The sequence below is a fragment of the Streptomyces sp. NPDC111507 genome (genome assembly GCF_055638955.1).
Map to the genome: position 1 here is coordinate 132,163 of NZ_JBVKBU010000003.1, position 22,741 is coordinate 154,903.

Below are 22,741 nucleotides of genomic sequence, written 5' to 3' on the forward strand. Positions count from 1 at the left end.
ACCCCCACTCCGTACCGAAGAGGCATTCATGAGTGAACCCTCCGGCACACCTGTCAGACGCGGCCCCCTGCGGCGCGTCGTGCTGGCCGCGGTCGGCACCCTGACCCTGGCCGTGGCCGCGGTCCTCCCCGCGAACGCGTCCGCGCCCACTCCCCCGGCCGGCTGGTCCCAGGTCTTCGTCGACGACTTCAACGGGGCGGCCGGCTCCGGCGTCAACACCTCCAACTGGCAGTACGACACCGGCACCAGTTACCCGGGCGGCGCCGCCAACTGGGGCACCGGCGAGGTCGAGACGATGACCTCCAGCACCAACAACGTGGCGCTCGACGGCAACGGCAACCTGCTGATCACCCCGCGCCGGGACGCCTCCGGCAACTGGACCTCGGGCCGTATCGAGACCACCCGCACCGACTTCCAGCCACCCGCGGGCGGCAAACTCCGCGTCGAGGCACGCCTCCAGATGCCGAACGTGACCGGCGCCGCCGCCAAGGGCTACTGGCCGGCCTTCTGGACACTGGGCGCACCCTACCGCGGCAACTACCAGAACTGGCCGAGCGTCGGCGAGCTGGACATCATGGAGAACGTCCAGGGCCTCAACACCGAGTGGGCCACCATGCACTGCGGCACCAACCCGGGCGGCCCGTGCAACGAGACCAGCGGCATCGGCGGCAACACCCCGTGCGCCGGCACCACGTGTCAGGCCGGCTTCCACACGTACGCCATGGAGTGGGACCGCTCGACGAGCCCCGAGGAGATCCGCTTCTACCTCGACGGCGTCAACTTCCACACGGTCAAGGCGAACCAGGTCGACGCCACCACCTGGGCGAACGCCACCAACCACGGCTACTTCGTCATCCTGAACGTGGCGATGGGCGGCGGCTTCCCCGACGCGTTCGGCGGCGGTCCGGACAGCGGCACCGAGCCCGGCCACCCGCTGGTCGTGGACTACGTCCAGGTACTGCAGGCCAGTGGGAGCGATACCACACCGCCTCCGACCGGCAACCGTGACGCCTACAGCGCCATCCAGGCCGAGTCGTACGACAGCCAGTCGGGCACCAGCACCGAGACCACCACGGACACCGGCGGCGGCCAGGACATCGGCTCGCTCGCGAACGGCGACTACGCGCTCTACAAGGGCGTCGACTTCGGCTCCACGGCGGCCACGCAGTTCTACGGGCGGGTCGCGAGCGGTGCGGCGAGCGGGGTCAGCGGTCTGGTCGAGGTGCGCCTCGACAGCCGTACGAGCACCCCCATCGGCAGTTTCGCGGTGGGCAACACCGGCGGCTGGCAGAGCTGGCGGACCGTCCCGGCCAACATCACCGGCGTCACCGGCACCCATGACGTCTATCTGACCTTCACCAGCGGCCAGTCGGCCGACTTCGTGAACGTCAACTGGTTCGACTTCGGCCACTGACGAGGAGGTCCCTCGACGAGCGGCACGAGGAGTGAGGGGGCGGGCCCACGGGCCCGCCCCTTTTCCTGGGCGCGGTCTCAGCGCAGCTCCGCCCGGAACACCACGGGACTCGTGCCCGTGTGCTGGTGGAAGAACTTGGAGAAGTTCGCCGAGTCGGGGAAGCCCACGGCGACACCGATGCGGCCGATGGGCATCTCCGTGTGGGCCAGCAGCCGCTTGGCCTCCAGGACCACCCGCTTGTCGATGAATCCCTTCGGGGTCTCACCGGTGGCCGCGCGCACCGCGCGGACCAGGGTGCGGCGGGAGTAGCCGAGAGCGTCGGCGTACGCGCTGACGCTGTGGTTGGTGGCGAAGTCCTTCTCGACCGCGTCCCGGAAGCGCGTGAAGGTGGTGTCGCTCTGTTCGCGGGCCGCTTCGGCGGAGCTGGCCGCGAGATGGGCGAGGCGCAGCAGGAACGCGGTGAGGGAGTGCCGCAGCACCGAGGTGTGCAGGCTGAGCGGCAGCGTGGTGGTGTCGACGTACTCGCGTTCCAGCTGGGTGAGCGATTGCTCCAGGGCGGCCAGTTGGTCGGCGCCGGGGCGCAGCAGCGGCGGCTGGTCATAGCGGTAGAGACCGGTCGCCTCGACGGTCGCACGCGGCAGGAAACCGGGCTGCATGATCAGGACGGTGCCGCGGTAGCGGTCGGTGCGGGAGAAGCGGTGCACCTGACCGGGGCGGATCCACAGGATGTCGCCCGGGGACGCCTCGTACTCGGCGAAGTCGATCATGTGTCTGACCGGGCCCTCGCGAAAGAGCATCACGACGTGGAAGTCGATGCGGTGCACGCGCTCCAGCGGGGCGTCCGCGTGCCAGACGCGCCCGCTCCCCATCGCGCCGACCTGCATACCGACGCCGGACAGGCTCAGATCGACCGGGAAGGGGAAGGTCCTGATCCCGTCCCGGGTCTCCCCTTCGCCCCCTGCACCGCCTTGGGTGGTTCTGTCTGCCATGTCCCTCTCGCGTCGGCTCGCTCCGGCACTCCGTGTCCCACTTTCACCGAAGGCTGACACACGGGCACCTTCCCCGGCAAAAGTCAGACTTTTAGTTTTGAAGGCGTTCCACCAGTGGTTCCCGATCCAGTGAGGACTTCTTGAAGATGAGTACGCAGAGCCCCGACGGCTTCGAATGGACCGAGCTGGATCGTCGGGCGGTCGACACCGCGCGCATCCTGGCCGCTGACGCCGTTCAGAAGGTCGGAAACGGCCACCCGGGTACAGCGATGAGCCTGGCCCCGGCCGCGTACACGATCTTTCAGAAGGTGATGCGACACGACCCCGCCGACCCGGAGTGGACCGGCCGCGACCGGTTCGTCCTGTCCCCCGGTCACACCTCGCTGACCCTTTACACGCAGCTCTTCCTCTCCGGGTACGAACTCGGCCTTGATGACCTGAAGGCGTTCCGCACGCACGGTTCGAAGACGCCGGGTCATCCCGAGTACGGGCACACCGCGGGCGTGGAGACCACCACAGGGCCGCTGGGGCAGGGTGTCGCGAACGCGGTGGGCATGGCGATGGCCGCCCGCTACGAGCGCGGTCTGTTCGACCCCGAGACGCCGGAGGGCGAGTCGCCCTTCGACCACACCATCTGGGGCATCGTCTCGGACGGCGACCTGGAGGAGGGCATCTCCGCCGAGGCCTCCTCCCTCGCGGGCCACCAGAAGCTGGGCAACCTGGTCTTCGTCTACGACGACAACCACATCTCCATCGAGGGCGACACCGCCACCGCCTTCTCCGAGGACGTGCTGAAGCGCTACGAGGCCTACGGCTGGCATGTGCAGCGCATCGAGCCCTCGGCCGACGGCGACATCGACGTCCGCGCGCTGTACACGGCGCTGAAGGCGGCGCAGGACGAGACCGGACGGCCCTCGATCATCGCGATGCGCACGATCATCGCCTGGCCCGCGCCGAACGCCCGGAACACCGAGGCCTCGCACGGCTCCGCGCTGGGCGCGGACGAGGTCGCCGCCACCAAGCGTCTCCTGGGCTTCGACCCGGAGAAGTCCTTCGAGGTCGCCGACGAGGTCCTCGCCCACGCCCGCCAGGCCCTGGACCGGGGTGCCGAGGCACACGCCGCCTGGGACAAGCGGATCGCCGAGTGGCGCACCGCGCAGCCCGAGCGGGCCAGGCTGTTCGACCGGATCGTCGCCGGCCAGCTTCCCGAGGGCTGGCAGGACAAGCTCCCCGCGTTCGAGGCGGGTACGTCCGTCGCCACCCGCGCCGCCTCCGGCAAGGTCCTGCAAGCGCTCGGCTCGGTGATCCCCGAACTGTGGGGCGGCTCCGCCGACCTGGCCGGCTCGAACAACACCACCATCGACAAGACGTCCTCCTTCCTGCCGAAGGGCAACCCGCTGCCGGAGGCCGACCCGTACGGCCGTACCGTCCACTTCGGCATCCGCGAGCACTCCATGGCCGCGGAGATGAACGGCATCGCGCTGCACGGCAACACCCGCATCTACGGCGGCACCTTCCTGGTCTTCTCCGACTACATGCGCAACGCCGTACGTCTGTCCGCGCTGATGCAGCTCCCCGTCACCTACGTGTGGACGCACGACTCGATCGGCCTGGGCGAGGACGGCCCCACCCACCAGCCGGTCGAACACCTGGCCTCGCTGCGCGCCATCCCGGGCCTGAACATCGTCCGCCCCGCCGACGCCAACGAGACCGCGATCGCCTGGGCCGAGATCCTCAAGCGGCACGCCACCCGCCGCGCCCCGCACGGCCTGGCCCTGACCCGCCAGGGCGTGCCCACCTACGAGGCCAACTCCGAGGCCGCCAAGGGTGGTTACGTGCTGCGTGACTCCTCCACCGGGACGCCCGAGCTGGTTCTGATCGCCACCGGCTCCGAGGTGCACCTCGCTGTCGAGGCGCGTGAGCTGCTGGAGGCCGAGGGAATCGGCACCCGGGTCGTGTCGATGCCGTCCGTGGAGTGGTTCGAGGAGCAGTCCCCGGAGTACCGCGCGAGCGTCCTGCCGCCGTCCGTGAAGGCCCGCGTGGCGGTCGAGGCGGGCATCGGGCTGACCTGGTACCGGTACGTCGGTGACCACGGACGCATTGTCTCGCTCGAGCACTTCGGAGCCTCCGCCGACGCCAAGACCCTGTTCGCCGAGTTCGGTTTCACCGCCGAGAACGTCGCCGCCGCCGCCCGGGCCGTGCTCAATTCAACGACTGGCCTCGCCGCCACCCGCGGTTGATCCGACCGCACGAAGGAAGATGATCACTGTGACCGAAGCAACCGCGACCGCGGTAACCCTGAAGCGCCTCTCCGACGAAGGCGTCTCCATCTGGCTGGACGACCTCTCCCGGAGGCGCATCTCCTCTGGCAACCTCGCCGAACTCGTAGCGACCAGGCACGTGGTGGGCGTCACCACCAACCCCTCCATCTTCCAGGCCGCCATCGGCTCCGGTGAGGGGTACGAGGAGCAGCTCGGCGACCTGGCCGAGCGCGGCGTGACGGTCGACGAGGCCGTCCGGATGATGACGACGGCCGACGTCCGCGCCGCCGCCGACATCCTGCGCCCGGTGTACGAGGCGACCGCCGGACGTGACGGCCGGGTCTCCATCGAGGTCGACCCGCGCCTCGCCCACAACACCGGGGCGACCGTCGCCGAGGCCAAGCAGCTCTCCTGGCTCGTCGACCGCCCGAACGTGATGATCAAGATCCCGGCGACGAAGGCCGGCCTCCCGGCGATCACCGAGGTCATCGGCCTCGGCATCAGCGTCAACGTCACGCTGATCTTCTCCCTGGAGCGCTACCGCGAGGTGATGGACGCCTACCTGGCGGGCCTGGAGAAGGCCAAGGCGGCGGGCATCGACCTCGCCACCATCCACTCCGTCGCCTCCTTCTTCGTCTCCCGCGTCGACAGCGAGATCGACAAGCGGCTGACGAAGGTCGGGACCGACGAGGCCCTCGCCCTCAAGGGCAGGGCGGCGCTCGCCAACGCGCGGCTCGCCTACGAGGCGTACGAAGAGGTGTTCGCGTCCGCCCGCTGGACCGCGCTCGCCCCGGCCGGCGCCAACAAGCAGCGCCCGCTGTGGGCCTCGACGGGTGTCAAGGACCCCTCGTACAAGGACACGCTGTACGTCGACGAGCTGGTCGCGCCGGGTACGGTCAACACCATGCCGGAGGCGACGCTCAACGCCACGGCCGACCACGGTGACATCCACGGCGACGCGGTGACCGGCGGCTACGCCCAGGCGCGCGCCGACCTGGCCGCCGTGGAAGGGCTCGGGATCTCCTACGACGAGGTGGTCGACCAGCTGGAGGACGAGGGCGTCTCGAAGTTCGAGGCGGCCTGGGAGGATCTGCTCGACGCGGTCGCGACCTCGCTGAGCAGCAAGGGAGTTGAGGGGGAATGACGAAGCGTACTGTGCCTACCCGGGGGGCAACCCCCGCACCCCCGGCCGGAAAAGCAGGTCCGGCGAGTCAGCCGGAGCGTGCTCGTGAGGTGGACTCCAGTGAAGCGCTTCCCGACGGTACCCCGCAGGATGCGGCCACCACGCCGGAGGGATCTGGTGACACGACCGTGGAACCGGACGGTGTGAAGGCGGTCGACGTGACGGCGGTCGAGGTGAAGGCGGAGGCCAAGAGCTCGGGCCCCGTTCCGGTGGCGGAATGGGAGAACCCGCTCCGCGACCCCCGTGACCGCCGCCTCCCCCGTATCGCGGGCCCCTCGGGCCTCGTCATCTTCGGTGTCACCGGCGACCTGTCCCGCAAGAAGCTGATGCCGGCCGTCTACGACCTCGCCAACCGCGGTCTGCTGCCGCCGGGCTTCTCGCTCGTCGGGTTCGCCCGCCGCGACTGGGAGGACGAGGACTTCGCGCAGATCGTGCACGACTCGGTGAAGGAACACGCGCGCACCCCGTTCCGGGAGGAGGTCTGGCAGCAGCTCGCCGAAGGCATGCGGTTCATCCCGGGCACCTTCGACGACGACACCGCGTTCAAGCAACTGCGCTCCGCCATCGAGGAGCTGGACGCGGCCCGGGGCACCAGCGGCAACTACGCGTTCTACCTCTCCGTGCCCCCGAAGTTCTTCCCGAAGGTCGTCAAGCAGCTCAAGAAGCACGGGCTCGCGACCCCGCCGGAGGGTTCCTGGCGGCGCGCGGTCATCGAGAAGCCGTTCGGCCACGACCTCGAGAGCGCGCGCGAGCTGAACGCGCTCGTGCACGACGTGTTCGACCCGGAGCAGGTCTTCCGCATCGACCACTACCTCGGCAAGGAGACCGTCCAGAACATCCTGGCGCTCCGCTTCGCCAACCAGATGTACGAGCCGATCTGGAACCGGTCGTACGTCGACCACGTGCAGATCACCATGGCGGAGGACATCGGCATCGGCGGCCGGGCGGGCTACTACGACGGCATCGGTTCGGCCCGTGACGTGATCCAGAACCACCTGCTCCAGCTGATGGCGCTGACCGCCATGGAGGAGCCGATCGCCTTCGACGCCGAGTCGCTGCTGACCGAGAAGCTCAAGGTCCTCAAGTCGGTGAAGCTGCCGGAGACCCTGGGCGAACACACCGTGCGCGGCCAGTACGCGGCGGCCTGGCAGGGCGGCGAGAAGGTGCGCGGCTATCTGCAGGAGGACGGCATCGACCCCGAGTCGACGACCGACACCTACGCGGCCGTCAAGCTGGAGGTCGACAACCGCCGCTGGGCGGGCGTCCCCTTCTACCTGCGCACCGGCAAGCGCCTCGGCCGGCGGGTGACGGAGATCGCGGTGGTCTTCCAGCGCGCCCCGCACTCACCGTTCGACTCGACCGCCACCGAGGAGCTCGGCCAGAACGCGATCGTCATCCGCGTCCAGCCCGACGAGGGCATGACGGTGCGCTTCGGATCGAAGGTCCCGGGTACGTCGATGGAGATCCGGGACGTCACGATGGACTTCGCCTACGGCGAGTCGTTCACCGAGTCCAGCCCGGAGGCGTACGAACGGCTGATTCTGGATGTCCTGCTCGGCGACGCCAATCTCTTCCCCCGTCATCAGGAGGTGGAAGAGTCCTGGAAGGTCCTCGACCCGATCGAGGAGTACTGGGAGACCCATGGCAGGCCCGCGCAGTACCCCTCGGGCAGCTGGGGTCCGAAGGAAGCCGACGAGATGCTCGCACGAGACGGACGGAGCTGGCGCAGGCCATGAAGATCGACCTGACCGACACCACGGCAAGCAAGATCAACAAGGCGCTCGTGCAGGGGCGCCGCGCCATCGGCACCCCCGCCGTGGGCATGGTCCTGACGATGGTCATCGTCACCGACGAGGAGAACGCGTACGACTCGATCAAGGCGGCCGAGGAGGCCTCGCGCGAGCACCCCTCGCGCACCCTGGTCGTCATCAAGCGACACGCCCGCACCCCGCGCGACCGCACCAACTCGCGTCTCGACGCCGAGGTCCGGGTGGGCGCCGACTCCGGTGCCGGTGAGACCGTCGTGCTGCGGACCTACGGCGAGGTGTCCGACCACGCCGACTCCGTGGTCCTGCCGCTGCTGCTGCCGGACGCGCCCGTCGTCGTCTGGTGGCCGGTGGACGCCCCCGAGGTGCCCGCCAAGGACCCGCTGGGCGCCCTCGCGCAGCGCAGGATCACCGACATGTACGCCGTCGAGGCGCCGCTCACGGCCCTGGAGGCCCGCGTCAACTCGTACGCACCGGGCGACACCGACCTGGCGTGGACCCGGCTGACGCCCTGGCGCTCGATGCTGGCCGCCGCGCTCGACCAGGCCCGTACGAAGGTGATCTCGGCCGCCGTCGAGAGCGAGGCCGACAACCCGAGCGCCGAGCTGCTCGCCCGCTGGCTGGGCGCCCGGCTCGACGTGCCGGTCGAGCGGGTCGTCACCGCCGGTCCGGTGGTGACCGCGGTGCGGCTCGGCACGGAGAACGGCGAGATCGTGATCGACCGGCCCGAGGGACCGCTGGCCACGCTGTCGCTGCCCGGGCAGCCCTCCCGCACCCTCGCGCTGAAGGTGCGCAGCACTTCCGAGCTGATCGCCGAGGAGCTGCGCCGGCTCGACGCGGACGAGATGTACGCCGTCGCCCTGCGGGGCGAGAACGGCACCAAGGAGACCCCCCGTCATGTCTGACTCCCCCAAGCTCACGCGGCGTCCGCAGTGGGTGGCCCTGGAGGACCACCGCGCGGACGGTCTGCTCCACCCGCGGCTGCGTGAGCTGTTCGCCGCCGATCCCGCCCGCGCCGAGCGCTATGTCGTGCGGGTCGGCGATCTGCGGATCGACTACTCCAAGCACCTGATCACGGACGAGACCCTCGCCCTCCTCCAGGAACTGGCCACCGCCACGGACGTGTTCGGGCTGCGGGACGCGATGTTCCGCGGCGAGAGGATCAACGTCACCGAGGACAGGGCGGTGCTGCACACCGCCCTGCGGGCCCCCCGGAACGCGGTGATCGAGGTCGACGGGGAGAACGTCGTGCCTGGCGTGCACGCCGTGCTCGACAAGATGGCCGGCTTCGCCGAGCGGGTCCGCGCCGGCGAGTGGACCGGTCACACGGGCAAGCGCATCAAGAACATCGTCAACATCGGTATCGGCGGCTCCGACCTCGGTCCGGCGATGGCGTACGAGGCGCTGCGGGCCTTCACCGACCGCTCGCTGACCGTGCGGTTCGTGTCGAACGTGGACGGCGCCGACCTGCACGAGGCCGTGCGCGATCTCGACCCGGCCGAGACGCTGTTCATCATCGCGTCGAAGACGTTCACCACGATCGAGACCATCACCAACGCCACCTCGGCACGGACCTGGCTGCTCGCCGCGCTGAACAGTGACGAGAAGGCGGTCGCCAAGCACTTCGTGGCGCTGTCGACGAACGCCGGGAAGGTGTCGGACTTCGGTATCGACACGGCCAACATGTTCGGGTTCTGGGACTGGGTCGGCGGACGCTACTCCTTCGACTCGGCGATCGGCCTGTCGTTGATGATCGCGATCGGCCCGGACCGGTTCCGGGAGCTGCTCGACGGGTTCAGGCTCGTCGACGAGCACTTCCGTACGGCTCCCGCCGAGGCCAACGCGCCTTTGCTGCTCGGCCTGTTGGGTGTCTGGTACGGCAACTTCTTCGACGCCCAGTCGCACGCCGTGCTGCCGTACTCGCACTACCTGTCCAAGTTCACGGCGTATCTGCAGCAGTTGGACATGGAGTCCAACGGCAAGTCGGTGGACCGCGACGGTGACCCGGTGGAGTGGCAGACCGGTCCGGTGGTGTGGGGCACGCCCGGCACCAACGGGCAGCACGCCTACTACCAGCTCATCCATCAGGGCACGAAGCTGATCCCGGCCGACTTCATCGGCTTCGCCAACCCGGTGGACGAGCTGGAGCCCGAAATCGCCGCCCAGCACGACCTGTTGATGGCGAACTTCTTCGCGCAGACCCAGGCCCTCGCCTTCGGCAAGACGCCCGACGAGGTGCGCGCCGAGGGCGTGCCCGAGGAACTGGTCCCGCACAAGACGTTCAAGGGCAACCACCCGACGACGACGATCCTCGCGAGCGAGCTGACGCCGTCGGTCCTCGGCCAGCTCATCGCCCTCTACGAGCACAAGGTGTTCGTCCAGGGCGCGATCTGGAACATCGACTCCTTCGACCAGTGGGGCGTCGAGCTCGGCAAGGTCCTCGCCAAGCGCGTCGAACCCGCGCTCACCGAAGGCGCCGACGTGCCCGGCCTCGACCCCTCCACCGCCGCCCTCGTGGCCGCGTACCGCACCCTCCGAAAGAAGTGACTGTCATGCAGCTCGGACTCATCGGCCTCGGCAAGATGGGCGGCAACATGCGCGAGCGGATCCGCCGCGCGGGCCACACGGTCGTCGGCTACGACCGCAACCCCGAGGTCTCGGACGTGAGCAGCCTCACCGAACTCGTGAGCGCGCTCGAAGGACCGCGCGTGGTCTGGGTGATGGTCCCCGCCGGCGCCGCGACGCAGTCCACCATCGACCAGCTCGGCGAGCTCCTGGAGCCCGGTGACACGGTCGTCGACGGCGGCAACTCCCGCTGGACGGACGACGAGAAGCACGCGGAGGAGCTGGCCGCCAAGGGCATCGGGTTCGTCGACGCGGGCGTCTCCGGCGGCGTCTGGGGTCTCAAGAACGGCTACGCGCTGATGGTCGGCGGCGACGCCGAGCACATCGCCAAGGTGCAGCCGGTCTTCGACGCCCTCAAGCCCGAGGGCGACGCCGGCTTCGTGCACGCCGGCAAGGTCGGCGCGGGCCACTTCTCCAAGATGGTCCACAACGGCATCGAGTACGCCATGATGCAGGCCTACGCCGAGGGCTGGGAGCTCCTGGAGAAGGTCCACTCCGTCACCGACGTGCGCGAGGTCTTCCGCTCCTGGCAGGAAGGCACCGTGATCCGCTCCTGGCTGCTCGACCTCGCCGTCAACGCGCTGGACGACGACGAGCACCTGGAGAAGCTGCGCGGCTACGCGGACGACTCCGGCGAGGGCCGCTGGACCGTCGAGGCGGCCATCGACAACGCCGTCCCGCTGCCCGCCATCACCGCCTCCCTCTTCGCCCGGTTCGCCTCCCGCCAGGACGACTCCCCGCAGATGAAGATGATCGCGGCACTGCGCAACCAGTTCGGCGGCCACGCCGTCGAGTCGGCGAAGTAACGGTCATGGGCGACCTCCTGCTGGTCCGCCACGGTGAGACCGAGTGGAGCGTGTCGGGCCAGCACACCAGCTGGACCGACCTGCCCCTCACCCAGCACGGCGAGGAACAGGCCAAGTCCCTCGCCCCGCTGCTCGCCGGCCGGACCTTCGCCCTGGCCCTGACCAGCCCGCTCCGCCGCGCGGTGCGCACGGCGGAACTCGCGGGCCTGTACGGGGCCGAGGCCGATCCTGATCTGCACGAGTGGGACTACGGCGCGTACGAAGGCATCAGGACCGTCGAGATACATCGCACCCGGCCCGACTGGTTCCTGTGGAACGACGGCGTGCCGCCCGGCCCCGACGGCCATCCCGGCGAGTCACCGGCGGAGGTGGGAGAGCGCGCCGACCGCGTGCTGTCCCGCGTCGGGCCGGCGCTCGCCGACGACGACGTGCTCCTCGTGGCACACGGCCACTTCCTGCGCGTGCTGACGGCCCGTCGTCTCGGGCTGTCCCCCGCGGACGGGCGGCTGTTCCAGCTCGCGACGGGCACCGTCAGCCGGCTGTCCACCGAGCACGGGCATCCTGTGATCGCCGAGTGGAACGCCACCGGAACTTCTGCGGCGGTTCGCTAGTTTCTACATTGCTGTAGAAATCGATGAGGTCACGGTCCGCCCTCCGGAGCGGGCCGGGCCTCTCCCAACGTATGGAGCTCTCATGGCCCTGTGGGACCGCATCAAGGAGTCCGCGTCGACGATGCAGACCCAGCTCGTGGCGAAGAAGAACGATCTGAAGAGCGGTGCCTTCCGCGACGCGAGCATGGCGATGTGCGCACTCGTCGCCGCGGCGGACGGGACGGTCGATCCCTCCGAGCGCCAGCGCGTCGCCCAACTCATCGCCACGAACGAGGTGTTGCAGAACTTCGACGCCGACGACCTGCGCCGCCGCTTCGACGACAACCTGAACAAGCTGACCGCCGACTTCGCCTTCGGCAAGGTCAGCGTCCTCCAGGAGATCGCCAAGGCGAAGAAGAAGCCGGCCGAGGCGCGCGCCGTCATCCAGATCGGCATCGTCATCGGCGGCGCCGACGGCGACTTCGACAAGACCGAGCAGGCCGTCGTGCGCGAGGCGTGCTTCACGCTCGACCTGCCGCCGCACGAGTTCGACCTCTAGTACCCCACCGGTCCCGGCCGTGTCACCTCGACGGCCGGGACACGTGAGGTGGCTCAGGCGCCGCGCGAGGCGCGCCTGCGCCACTTCACGAACTCCGCCTCCGGGTCGCCGGTGCGGGACCAGGGCATCCGGCTGGCGCGCACTCCCAGGGTCCGGAAGAGCGGGGCCGCGAGGTCCGGCAGGCCCGCGTAGCTGGCGGCGTGCGCCAGGTAGTTGAGGTCGCGCACCTCCTCCGGAGCGGGCTGGCCGTCCGGGCGCGCGGTGATCCAGCGCTGCCAGGTTCGCCGTACGTCGTCGACGGCTCCCTCGTTGTTCCAGTGCCCGTCGAGGTCGACGGGCACGTCCGGCCGCCCGTTCGCCTCCTCCCGGAGAAAGCGGTACTCCTCCACGCGGGCGAACTGCACCAGGACCGGCAGCGCGCAGCCCGGCGGGGCGACGGCCGCCGCGTCGCGGGCGAAGTCGTACATCAGGCCGTGGGTGCCGTGCCAGCGCGCCGAGTAGTAGCGCAGCACATGGAGGTGCCCCTCGATCGTGTAGGGGTCGCGGGCGTGCAACTCGTCCCACCAGCGGCCGAGTTCCTGGCGGCGTACCCCGGCGGCGTAGAGCCGGGCGACGGAGATGAGGCAGATCCAGGGTGTGGGGTCATCGGGGCAGGCCTCGGCGCCCTGCAGACAGGCCATCACCGCCCGGTCGACGCGCCGCTGCTCGACGGGTACCTGCCCGCCCGGGGCGGTGGCGAGAGTGAAGGCCCTGGCCACCTCGGTCGCGGCCCGCAGTACCAGGGCGTCGGCGCTGCGCGGCTCCGCGGCGAGCCAGGACTCGACCGCCGAGTTGCCCGCGCACGCAGGCGCGAGCAGCCGGATCCGGTGGGCGCGCACGGACCACGCGGGGCCGGTCACCCGCAGCAGATCCCGCAGACCCTGCCAGCGCCCGTTGGCGATGTCCTTGCGTGCGGTGGTGAGGGGCGCGTCCCCGTAGTCGGGGTCGAAGTCGGGGGTGAAGCGGTCTCCCGGCATGGGCTCCCTCTCAAAACGTGAAGCACTGAAACCGGCCTCGGAGCCGGAGGCCGATTGCTCCACGTCCTGGGCAGCAGACTGGGGGCGATACCGTGCTGCCGCTGTCATCGGCCGACGGTCGCTCCGCAGAGGTGTTCCGCGGGTGGTGTGATGATAGCGGTGGTCATTGGTGTTTCAATGTCAACTGGCGGGTAATATGCGCCGCCTGAGGCGTCAGCGCCCCGGTCGGTGCGGCAGGTGCTGTGCGGCCAGCCGTACAGGGGCGTTCTGCGCTCCGTAGCCCCGGTAGCCGCCGTCACGCTGGACGAGTTCGAAGAAGACACGGCCGACCGTCTCCGTGTAGCAGTGCCGGAACTCACCCTCCGCGTCACGGTCGTAGAGGATGCCGAGTTCGCGGTACGTCTCCGGCTCGCCGTCGGCGAACTCATACCGTGCGGCGAGGTCGTCGTAGTAGTTCGCGGGCATCGCCAGCAGTCGGCCGCCGGCCTCGCGGAAGCGGCGGGCCGCGGTGACCACGTCGTCCGTGGCGAGGGCGATGTGCTGGGCGCGGGCGCCCTCGTCAGTGGGGGCGGGCCCGACGCCGAGGGCGATACGGACGCTGCCGTCGGCGTTGGTGACCGCGCGGCTGCGGTGCAGTCCGTACGGGTCGGCGACATCGACGCTGTCCTGTGCGCTCAGCCCGAGCACACTGCGGTGGAAGAGGGCCGCCTCGTCGAACTGGTGCCAGGGCTGGGTGAGGGCCAGGTGGTCGATGCGGGCCACGTGCTGCGGGAGTCCTTCGTGCGGGACCGGCACGAAGTCGCCCGTCCACCCGGCGGGTTCGGGATGCCCGCAGCGATCCGTGACACAGAAGAAGAGTTCGGTGCCGTCGGGGGCGGCCACCGCGTCCAGCGGCGCGTCCTCGGGGGCGCGGCGGCGGGGCAGGACCGGGGCGAGGAGGGATTCGGCGCGCCGGGCCGCGGCTGCCGGGTCCGGGGACTCCAGGCCCACGGCGGCGAGGGAGGTGCCGTCGCGCCGGGCGGCCGGTCCGGTGTTCACGAGGACACGGGCCTCGCCCTGCTGCCAGAGATCGACGGGCTTGCTACGGTGCCTGGCCCTGCGGGTGAAGCCGAGGGCGCCGAGGAGCGCCGTGACGGGTTCGGCGTCGGGGGTGACGAGCTCGGCGAACGCGACACCGGTCGGCACCACGGGCGCGGGCGGGGCCGCGAGTCCCGTGGCCTCCTGGAGGACGAGGAGGGAGCGACGCGCGTCCACGGCGGTCGGCCCGGCCTCGGCCTGCCGGAAGACGTCGTTGAAGACCTCGAGGGAGAGCGGTCCCCGGTATCCGGCCCGCAGGACGTGCCCGAGGAACCCCGCGATGTCGAAGCCGCCCTGGCCCGGGAAGCAGCGGTAGTGGCGGCTCCACTGCAGGACGTCCATCGCCATGAGGGGGGCGTCGGCCAGTTGCAGGAAGAAGATCTTCTCGCCGGGGATGTCCTCGATGCCCTTGGGGTCGCCGCCGCGGGCGAGGATGTGGAAGCTGTCCAGGCAGGTGCCGAGGGCGGGGTGGTCCGCGGCTTCGACGATGCTCCACGCGTGGTCGTACGTACTCACATGGCGGCCCCACGCGAGCGCCTCGTAGGCGACGCGCATGCCGAAGTCCTGTGCGAGGTCCGCGAGCCGGCGCAGCTGGTCGGCCGCGAGCGCGTCGTCGTCCACGGCGAGCGGGGAGACGCTGGAGCAGACCAGGACCGTGTCGGTGCCGAGGCGGCGCATGAGTTCGAACTTGTGCCGGGCGCGGCGCAGATTGCGGGCGAACTCCTCCTCGGGCACCGCTTCGATGTCCCGCATCGGCTGGTACAGGTCGATGCTCAGACCGAGGTCCGCGGTGCGGGCCCGGATCTCCTCGGGTGTGAGGGGACTCGCGAGCAGATCGTTCTCGAAGATCTCCACCCCGTCGAACCCCGCCCGCCCCGCGGCCGTGAGCTTCTCGGTCAGGGACCCACTGAGCGAGACAGTGGCAATGGATGTACGCACGTCGATACTCCTTGGCTGTCGCTCCACATCAGCTGTCGCTCCACATCGGGGCACGGCGAGAGCCGCCGGCTCGGGCGGGCCCCGCATGGGGCGCGGGCTGTGACATGGGCGGCTCCGCCGCCTGGGCGCGACCGGCACCCACCACCCCGCACCCGCCGCACAGCCGGAACCACCCCACCCACAAGGCGCCCTCAGCCACCGACACCCGCACCTGGCACACCCGCCAGCTCAGAAATGTCCGCCAGCATTCGAACGGCATCCGGCTCCCGCCCCGTGAACAGCCGAAACGCGTCCGCCGCCTGGAACACAGCCATGCCCCCGCCGTCCAGCGTCGCGCACCCCACCGCCCGGGCCGTGCGCAGCAACTCGGTCTCCAGCGGCCGGTACACCACCTCGGCGACCCACAGACCGGGATGCAGCAGCTCGGCCGGGAACGGCAGCCCGGGATGGGCCGCCATCCCGGTGGGCGTCGCGTGCACCACCCCGTCGGCACGGCCGAGCAGCCCGCCGAGCGCGTCCGGCGTCGCGGCCGCCGCCCGCCCCGCACCGAAGTGCCGGTTCAGCCCGGCGGCGAGATCCGCCGCCCGGTCCGGCATCGCGTCCACGACGGTGACGTGCCCCGCGCCCAGCGTCAGCACGGCGTGGGAGACGGCCGCCCCCGCCCCGCCCGCCCCCAGCTGCACGACCCGCTCCAGCGGGACATCGGGCAGCCCGCGTGCGAAGGACGCCGCGAACCCGGTGACATCGGTGTTGTGCCCGACCGCGCGGCCCCCCTCGAAGACGACGGTGTTGACCGCGCCGAGGGCCGCCGCCTGCGGAGCGAGCTCGTCGAGGTGGTCGAGGACCAGCTGCTTGCAGGGGTGCGTGATGTTCAGCCCGTCGAAGCCGAGGTCCCGCGCGGCCCGTACGAGATCGCCCACCACCTCCGGCCCGACGCCGAGCACGTCGATGTCGATCAGCCGGTACAGATAGCGCAGTCCCTGCCGGTCGGCCTCCCGCTCGTGCAGCGCGGGGCTGAGCGAGGGACCGATGCCGGAACCGATGAGGCCGACGAGATACGTGTCCATGGTCACGGCGGACCTCCTGAGCGTTCACTAATGTACGAACTAGTACGTTAGCTATATCAGCATCCCGAGCTCACGGAAAGGCCCGCCCCGGAACTCGGGACCACGGCGGCAGACCCTGCTTCTACAATCGCGGACACTGACCCCCTCGCCCGAAGGAAGCCGATGACCAGCGTCGAAGAACCTGCACGGCCCGTCGGGCGCATCCGCGACGCCGCCCGGACCAAGGCCGAGATTCTCGACGTGGCGACCCAGGAGTTCTCGCGCGCCGGCTTCGCCGGTGCCCGCGTCGACGAGATCGCCGCCCGCACCCGCACCACCAAGCGGATGATCTATTACTACTTCGGCGGCAAGGAGCAGCTGTTCACAGCCGTGCTGGAGCGCGCGTACTCCGTGATCCGGATGGCCGAACAGGAGCTGGACGTCGAGCACTTGGACCCCGTCGCGGCCATCCGCAGGCTCGCCGAGCTGACCTTCGACCACCATGAGGCGCATCCGGACTTCATCCGGCTGGTCAGCATCGAGAACATCCACGAGGCGGAGCACATAGCCGCGTCCGAGGAACTCGGGAAGATCGGTTCGCCCGCGCTGGAGGTGATCCGCCGGATCCTGGAGACCGGCCGGGAGTCGGGGCTGTTCACAGCCGACGTCGACGCCGTGGACCTGCACGCGATGATCAGCTCGTTCTGCTTCTTCCGGGTCTCCAACCGGCATACCTTCGGCGCTCTCTTCGGCCGTGACCTGGTCGCCCCCGACCAGCGGGAGCACTACCGGACCATGCTCGGCGACATGGTCATCGCCTATCTGACGGCGGACCGCACGGAGGACTGAGAACGGCAGGAGCGTCACCCCTTCCCGTGCCCCGCTCCGGGGCCGGGGCGGGGCACGGCCGGGAGAGATCCTTCAGTACGACCTCTTGACACCCGGGAAACGTGGGCGCAACATCCGTAGCCATCCGCTACTAACTATCCAGTGGGTTAATTAGCCGGACGCGCAACGTTGAGCAGACCTCCCACCGTCAAGCAGACTCGTCGCATCCGGCACGGCCGACCCGTACACCCCCAGGGCCCCGGCACCTCACCCCCTCCGCCACTCCTGTCCCCGGAGTTCCCTCGAAGGAGCACGCCGTGTCTGTCCCCGCCGTCCCGCTCGACGCACCACCCGGCCAGCCCCGGAAGGCCGCCATGGCCGCCTGGATCGGCAGCGCCCTGGAGTACTACGACTTCTTCATCTACGGCAGCGCCGCGGCCCTGATCTTCCCGAAGGTCTTCTTCGACGAGTCGGACCCGGCCACCGCGACCCTCCTCTCGCTGGCCACGTTCGGCGTCGCGTACGCGGCCCGCCCGGTCGGCGCGCTCTTCCTCGGCCACTTCGGCGACCGGGTCGGCCGCAAGAAGATCATGGTCTTCACACTGATCCTGATGGGCCTGTCGACGTTCCTCATCGGCTGTCTGCCCACCCGCGCCCAGGTCGGCGGCCTCGCCCCGGTCCTGCTGGTGCTCTGCCGCGTCCTCCAGGGCATCTCCGCGGCCGGTGAACAGGCGAGCGCCAACTCCATGACGCTGGAACACGCGCCGCCCCACCGCCGGGGCTTCTTCACCAGTTTCACCCTCAGCGGCACCCAGGGCGGCCAGCTCCTGGCGACCCTGGTGTTCCTGCCGGTCGCCGCGCTGCCCGAGGACCAACTGCTCTCCTGGGGCTGGCGCGTACCGTTCTGGGCGAGCGTCGCGGTCGCCGTGGTCGGCTATGTCATCCGTCGCACCCTCCAGGAGACGCCGGCCTTCACCCAGCAGGCCGCGAGCGAGGGCGTTCCCGCACTGCCGCTCCTCGTACTCCTCCGCGAGCACTGGGCGGACGTCCTGCGGGTCGTCGCGGGCGCCCTGATCGCCTCGGTCAGCACGATCTTCACGGTCTGGGCGCTGGCGTACGGCACGAGCGACTCCGTCGGGCTGTCGCGCACGCAGATGCTGTGGGTGGGTGCGCTCGCCAACATCGTCGCCCTCGGCGCGATCCCCGCCTGGGCCACGCTCTCCGACCGCATCGGCCGCCGTCCGGTCTTTCTGATCGGCGCCGCGGGCAGCGCCGTGCTGATGTTCGGCTACCTGTGGGCCATATCCACCGGCTCGTACCCCCTCGTCCTGCTCTTCGGCATCCTCACCTTCGGTGTCGTGTACAGCGCGGCCAACGGTGTCTGGCCGTCCTTCTACGGCGAGATGTTCTCCACCCGCGTCCGGCTCTCCGGTATGGCGATCGGCACGCAGATCGGCTTCGCCGTCGCCGGATTCGCGGTCACCTTCGCCGCGCAGATCGCGGGCCCGGGCGGCGACGACTGGTCGTCCGTGGCACTGTTCACCGCGGCCCTGTGCGTCCCGCCGGTGCTCGCCGCACTCACCGCCCGCGAGACGCACACGGTGCCGACGGAGGAGCTGGGCGAGCGGGCGCCCCAGGACGCCGCGAAGCGCGAGGCCGTGACCGCCTGACCGCCCGGCGGGGAGGCACGGTTGACAGCCGGCGTTTTCGGCAAGAACATCGCCCGGAACGAGCGGACAGAAACAGCGCGGTCACACAGTGCCACTCCGCGCACCCCGGCCGGGTTCAGGGGCGGCCGGTGTGCGCGGAGATCCCATCGCCCCCTCGGCTCAGCGTCCGCGGGGGATGCCGTACGCGCGCTCCACGTGGAGCCGTAGGACGAGCCGGCCGTCGCTGACCATGGCGGCCCGGTAGTCGTCCCAGTCGGGGTGCTCGCCCCGGACGGCCCGGTAGAGCCGCACCAGCTCCTCGACGGTCTCGTCGTGGGGGTCCCGGGCGACGGGAGTGAGCTCGGCGGTGCCCTCGGCGACCGTGTACGCCCAACGATCCTCGGCCGTCACGTGATAGGAGGCCCGCGGGTCCCGGCGCAGATTGCGGGTCTTGGCGCGGTCGTCCGTGACCGAGACCCGGACGATCCGCTCGTCGGGATCGTAGGTGTGGTTCACGTTGGACAGCTGGGGCCGGCCGTCCTTCTTGAGGGTGACCAGCACTCCCCCGTCGTACTCGGAGAGCAGCTTGAGCAGTGTGTCCTGCGTCGCGTCCTGAGTCATGTATCGCTCAACCCCGGGGAACGCATGGCCATTCCCGTCACGTAGACACCGTCTACCAGCCTAGTAGACAGCGTCTACGAGGGCTGGTAGACAGTGTCTATGAATGAAGCGGACACGGGCCTGCGGGCCCGGTTGATCGAGGTGGGCGTGGACCTGGTGACCACGCAGGGCGCGCAGGTTCTGACCCTGCGGGAGATCGCCCGTCGCGCAGGCGTCTCCCACGGCGCCCCGCGCCGCTACTTCCCGACCCATCTGGAACTGCTCTCCGCCATCGCACGCCGGGGCTTCGCCGACCTGGGTGCCCGGGCGACGGAGGCGCTGGGCGACGGAGGGACGAGTCCCCGTGCCCAGCTCACGACGCTGGGGAGGGTCTATCTCGACTTCGCCTTCGCTCAGCCCGGAATGTACGAGCTGATGTTCCGTCATGATCTCTTGGAGAGTGGGAAGTTGGGGCTCCGGGAGACCAGCCTGCCGCTGTTCGGCGTCCTGGTGGACCTGGTCGGCCGGGCACGCCCCGAGGCCGACGCCGCGCTCGTCGCGGGCGCCCTCTGGGCGAACCTGCACGGGATCGCCCAGCTGTGGGGCTGGGGCAGCCTCCAGCTCGCCACGGGAGTCACCGACTTCGTACCCCTGCTGGATGCCGCGCTGGACGCTCACCTCGGGCCGGAGGAGCGGTGAGCCCCTCGGCGCGGCGCCGTCTCACGCTCGCCAACAGCGTCGTCGGGGCCGTCATCGTCGCGCTGGACGGAACCGTCCTCACCGTCGCTCAGCCCACGCTGCGGCACGACCTGGACGCGTCGTTCGCGCAGGTGCAGTGGACCAGTACCGGTTATCTCATCGCGGTGGCCAGTCTGTTGGTGTTCGCGGGGCGGCTCGGGGACCGGTACGGCCACCAACTGGTGTTCGCCGTGGGGACGGTGGGGTTCGGGGCGGCGTCGGCGGGGATCGGTCTGGCGCCCGGCATCGGCTGGGTGATCGGACTACGGGTCGCCCAGGGGGTCTTCGGCGCGCTGTCGCAACCCGCCACGCTCGGGATGCTGCGCGCGGCCTACCCGCCCGACCGGCTCGGCATGCCCATCGCGCTGCGCACCAGCGCCATCGGTCTCGCCGCGGCCGCGGGTCCCCTCATCGGCGGGGCACTGGTCACCCAGCTGGGCTGGCGGGCCGTCTTCTTCCTGAACGTCATCCCCGCGCTCGTCATGGCCACCCTGGCCCTGACCGTCCGAGACGCCCCCCGGGCCGCCGGCCCGGCGGCCGGACTCGACCTGCCCGGCGCGGCGCTGCTCGCGGTGGCCCTGGTCGCCCTGGTGCGCACGCTCGTCGTGCTGCCGGAGACCGGCCGGCTCACGGAGACCGTGCTCGGGCCGGTCGTAGCGACGGTCGCGGCAGCCGCGTTCGTACGGCACGAACGGCGCGCGGCGAGCCCGCTGGTGCCGCCCGGCCTGCTCGGCTCCCCCGCGGTCGGCGCGGCGCTCGGCACTCTCGTGTGCGCCTCCGCGGCGCTGTTCGGCACGCTCTTCGTCAGCACCTACTACCTTCAGGACGTGCTCGGCCTCGACCCGTTCCAGAGCAGTCTGCGCGCGCTCCCGCTGGCCGTGATGATGGTGCTGGGCGCGCCGGTCTCCGCCGTACTGCTGCGCCGCCACGGCCCGCGCCGCACGACCGGGACCGCGATGCTGCTGCTCCTGCTCGGCGTCCTGCTGCTGTCCAGGCTCGACCGCGCCTCGACGGACCTGGCGATCGGCGCCGGATTCCTGCTCATGGGCGCGGGGTTCGTCGCGGTGATGGTGAGCGCGACGGCTGTCGTCGTGCGCGGCGCGTCCACCGGGTCGGCCGGGGTGGCGGGCGGGCTCCAGCAGACCGCGATGAACATCGGACCGGCGGTGGGGGTGGCCGTCGCGACCACGCTGGTCGGCCTGACCGGCGTCGATCTGGGCCCCGCGCTGACCGTCCTCGCGGCCCTCACGGCCGTCGGCGCGCTGTCGGCGCTGCGGCTCCCGGGCCGCGCCGACGCACCGGTCGCCGAGCGGCGACCCGCCGGTCACCCACCCAGCGACGCCGCTCGCGAAGTCCGTACGAGACGATGAGGACGAGCGGGACGATGAGGACGAGCGAGTCCGAGAGCCGCAGTCCGGAGGAGAACCATGGGACATCTGCGACAAGAGGTCGAGCCGAGCGAGGCCGGCCTCGACCCGAAGGCACTGGCCCGCCTGGACCAGCACTTCTCCCACCTGGTCGACGACCTCCGGCTGCCCGGCTACCTCGTGTCCGTGTCCCGGCACGGCCGGGTCGCGCACCTCACCACGTACGGCCACCGCGACCGCGAGGCCCGACTCCCCGTCGAGACCGACACCTTGTGGCGGATCTACTCGATGACGAAGCCCGTCACGTCGGTCGCCGCGCTGATGCTCCTGGAGGAGGGACGCTTCCGGCTCGACGACCCCGTCGCCCGTTTCCTCCCCGCCTTCGCCGACCCCCGGGTGTACGTCAGCGGGTCGGGCGCCGACATGAAGACCCGCCCGGCCGAGCAACCCCTCCTGATCCGGCACCTGTTGACCCACACCTCGGGTCTGACCTTCGGCTTCTACCACTCCCACCCCGTCGACGCGCTCTACCGCGACGCAGGTCTGGAGTCGTCGGTGGCGCCGGGCGCGGACCTGGCCGGGACCTGCGACGTGTACGCGGGCCTGCCCCTGCAGTTCGAGCCGGGCACCGAGTGGAACTACTCGGTCTCCACCAATGTGCTGGGCCGCCTGATCGAGGTGGTCTCGGGGCAGGACCTCGACGCGTTCCTCGCCGAGCGGATCTTCGGGCCGCTGGGGATGACGGACGCCGGGTTCTGCGTCACCGACCAGCAGGCCGGACGGCTCGCCGAGCTCTACGGGGAGGACGCCGAGGGCCGCATCACCCCGATCGCCGGGCTCCCTCTGCACGGCCGCCCGCGCTTCCTCTCCGGCAGCGGCGGCATGGTGGCCTCCGCGTACGACTACCACCGCTTCATGGAGATGCTCCGCCGTCGCGGCGAACTCGACGGGGCCCGGCTGCTGAAGCCGGAGACCGTGGACACGATGGCCGCCAACCACCTCCCGGGCGGCGCCGACCGCCGCGCCTTCGGCAGCGCGCTGCACCGCGAACCCGGCAACGCGGGGCTCGGCTTCGGGCTCGGGGTCTCCGTCGTGGTGGACCCCGAGATCACCCGGTCGCCGTCCAGCGAGGGCGCGTTCGGCTGGAGCGGGGTCGCCAGTACGACCTTCTGGGTCGACCCACGCCACGACCTGACCGTGCAGTTCTACACCCAGGTCCGCCCGACCTCGTCCCACTCGGTCTATCCCGAGCTCAAGCGGCTCGTGCACGAGGCGGTGCTCGGCTGAG

19 protein-coding genes are annotated in these 22,741 nt (G+C 70.6%); 14 read left to right on the top strand and 5 right to left on the bottom strand.

Features of this window, described 5'->3' with window-relative positions; genetic code table 11:
- Positions 1-28 precede the first annotated feature (28 nt).
- The gene (locus ACZ7M2_RS13350; protein ID WP_471595333.1) at positions 29-1,414 is read left to right on the top strand and encodes a glycoside hydrolase family 16 protein; all 1,386 of its coding nucleotides are present in this window, start codon (positions 29-31) and stop codon (positions 1,412-1,414) included.
- Between the two features lie 77 nt (positions 1,415-1,491).
- Here the strand turns inward: ACZ7M2_RS13350 and ACZ7M2_RS13355 are convergent, their stop codons facing one another.
- A complete protein-coding gene (locus tag ACZ7M2_RS13355; RefSeq protein WP_471595334.1) occupies positions 1,492-2,403 on the bottom strand; it encodes a helix-turn-helix domain-containing protein in 912 nt (303 codons plus the stop codon).
- Positions 2,404-2,549: 146 nt separating this feature from the next.
- On the opposite strand from ACZ7M2_RS13355, the gene tkt reads away from it, so the two are divergent.
- The 8 genes from tkt to ACZ7M2_RS13395 all read left to right on the top strand — a co-directional run bounded on the left by tkt (position 2,550) and on the right by ACZ7M2_RS13395 (position 12,193).
- Positions 2,550-4,643, top strand: coding sequence for a transketolase (gene tkt, locus ACZ7M2_RS13360; RefSeq protein ID WP_471595335.1), 2,094 nt, complete (start codon positions 2,550-2,552; stop codon positions 4,641-4,643).
- A gap of 19 nt (positions 4,644-4,662) precedes the next feature.
- Positions 4,663-5,808 (top strand): transaldolase, encoded by a 1,146-nt coding sequence (gene tal / locus ACZ7M2_RS13365; protein WP_471595336.1) that lies wholly within the window; start codon positions 4,663-4,665, stop codon positions 5,806-5,808.
- A complete protein-coding gene (gene zwf / locus ACZ7M2_RS13370; protein WP_471595337.1) occupies positions 5,805-7,583 on the top strand; it encodes a glucose-6-phosphate dehydrogenase in 1,779 nt (592 codons plus the stop codon). Before tal ends, zwf begins: the two co-directional genes overlap by 4 nt.
- Complete coding sequence (gene opcA / locus ACZ7M2_RS13375; RefSeq protein WP_471595338.1) at positions 7,580-8,518, top strand: glucose-6-phosphate dehydrogenase assembly protein OpcA; 939 nt, start codon at positions 7,580-7,582, stop codon at positions 8,516-8,518. The genes zwf and opcA overlap by 4 nt, the downstream gene beginning before the upstream one ends.
- Positions 8,511-10,160, top strand: a complete 1,650-nt coding sequence (gene pgi, locus ACZ7M2_RS13380) for a glucose-6-phosphate isomerase (protein ID WP_471595339.1) — start codon at positions 8,511-8,513, stop codon at positions 10,158-10,160. Before opcA ends, pgi begins: the two co-directional genes overlap by 8 nt.
- Before the next feature lie 5 nt (positions 10,161-10,165).
- Positions 10,166-11,044 carry a phosphogluconate dehydrogenase (NAD(+)-dependent, decarboxylating) gene (gnd, locus tag ACZ7M2_RS13385; protein ID WP_248003255.1) on the top strand — a complete coding sequence of 293 codons (879 nt, stop codon included), beginning with the start codon at positions 10,166-10,168 and terminating at the stop codon, positions 11,042-11,044.
- Between the two features lie 5 nt (positions 11,045-11,049).
- On the top strand, positions 11,050-11,655 hold the full coding sequence (locus ACZ7M2_RS13390; protein WP_471595340.1) for a histidine phosphatase family protein: 606 nt from the start codon (positions 11,050-11,052) through the stop codon (positions 11,653-11,655).
- A gap of 82 nt (positions 11,656-11,737) precedes the next feature.
- Entirely contained in the window at positions 11,738-12,193 is a 456-nt protein-coding gene (locus ACZ7M2_RS13395; protein ID WP_054234523.1) for a tellurite resistance TerB family protein, read from the top strand.
- A 53-nt stretch (positions 12,194-12,246) separates the two neighbouring features.
- Here ACZ7M2_RS13395 and ACZ7M2_RS13400 read toward each other — a convergent pair whose 3' ends face one another.
- The 3 genes from ACZ7M2_RS13400 to ACZ7M2_RS13410 form a co-directional block, all read right to left on the bottom strand.
- Positions 12,247-13,209: a hypothetical protein gene (locus tag ACZ7M2_RS13400; RefSeq protein ID WP_471595341.1), complete on the bottom strand. Its 963-nt coding sequence runs from the start codon at positions 13,207-13,209 to the stop codon at positions 12,247-12,249.
- Between the two features lie 213 nt (positions 13,210-13,422).
- Complete coding sequence (locus ACZ7M2_RS13405; protein ID WP_471595342.1) at positions 13,423-15,225, bottom strand: bifunctional sugar phosphate isomerase/epimerase/4-hydroxyphenylpyruvate dioxygenase family protein; 1,803 nt, start codon at positions 15,223-15,225, stop codon at positions 13,423-13,425.
- Between the two features lie 191 nt (positions 15,226-15,416).
- Positions 15,417-16,292, bottom strand: coding sequence for a shikimate dehydrogenase (locus ACZ7M2_RS13410; protein ID WP_471596003.1), 876 nt, complete (start codon positions 16,290-16,292; stop codon positions 15,417-15,419).
- A 162-nt stretch (positions 16,293-16,454) separates the two neighbouring features.
- Here ACZ7M2_RS13410 and ACZ7M2_RS13415 point away from each other — a divergent pair, with 162 nt between their 5' ends.
- Together ACZ7M2_RS13415 and ACZ7M2_RS13420 are read left to right on the top strand one after the other, a co-directional pair.
- Positions 16,455-17,120, top strand: coding sequence for a TetR/AcrR family transcriptional regulator (locus ACZ7M2_RS13415; protein WP_352047618.1), 666 nt, complete (start codon positions 16,455-16,457; stop codon positions 17,118-17,120).
- A 296-nt stretch (positions 17,121-17,416) separates the two neighbouring features.
- Positions 17,417-18,769 carry an MFS transporter gene (locus ACZ7M2_RS13420; RefSeq protein ID WP_471595343.1) on the top strand — a complete coding sequence of 451 codons (1,353 nt, stop codon included), beginning with the start codon at positions 17,417-17,419 and terminating at the stop codon, positions 18,767-18,769.
- Positions 18,770-18,928: 159 nt separating this feature from the next.
- On the opposite strand, the gene ACZ7M2_RS13425 is transcribed toward ACZ7M2_RS13420, so the two are convergent.
- Positions 18,929-19,369, bottom strand: coding sequence for a PPOX class F420-dependent oxidoreductase (locus ACZ7M2_RS13425; protein ID WP_351432063.1), 441 nt, complete (start codon positions 19,367-19,369; stop codon positions 18,929-18,931).
- Between the two features lie 99 nt (positions 19,370-19,468).
- On the opposite strand from ACZ7M2_RS13425, the gene ACZ7M2_RS13430 reads away from it, so the two are divergent.
- Genes ACZ7M2_RS13430 through ACZ7M2_RS13440 form a run of 3 tightly spaced genes read left to right on the top strand, consistent with a single transcriptional unit; the run spans position 19,469 to position 22,740 of the window.
- Positions 19,469-20,047, top strand: coding sequence for a TetR/AcrR family transcriptional regulator (locus tag ACZ7M2_RS13430; RefSeq protein ID WP_471595344.1), 579 nt, complete (start codon positions 19,469-19,471; stop codon positions 20,045-20,047).
- Positions 20,044-21,456 carry an MFS transporter gene (locus ACZ7M2_RS13435; RefSeq protein WP_471595345.1) on the top strand — a complete coding sequence of 471 codons (1,413 nt, stop codon included), beginning with the start codon at positions 20,044-20,046 and terminating at the stop codon, positions 21,454-21,456. The genes ACZ7M2_RS13430 and ACZ7M2_RS13435 overlap by 4 nt, the downstream gene beginning before the upstream one ends.
- A 57-nt stretch (positions 21,457-21,513) precedes the next feature.
- Positions 21,514-22,740 carry a serine hydrolase domain-containing protein gene (locus tag ACZ7M2_RS13440; RefSeq protein ID WP_471595346.1) on the top strand — a complete coding sequence of 409 codons (1,227 nt, stop codon included), beginning with the start codon at positions 21,514-21,516 and terminating at the stop codon, positions 22,738-22,740.
- Position 22,741: the final 1 nt, after the last annotated feature.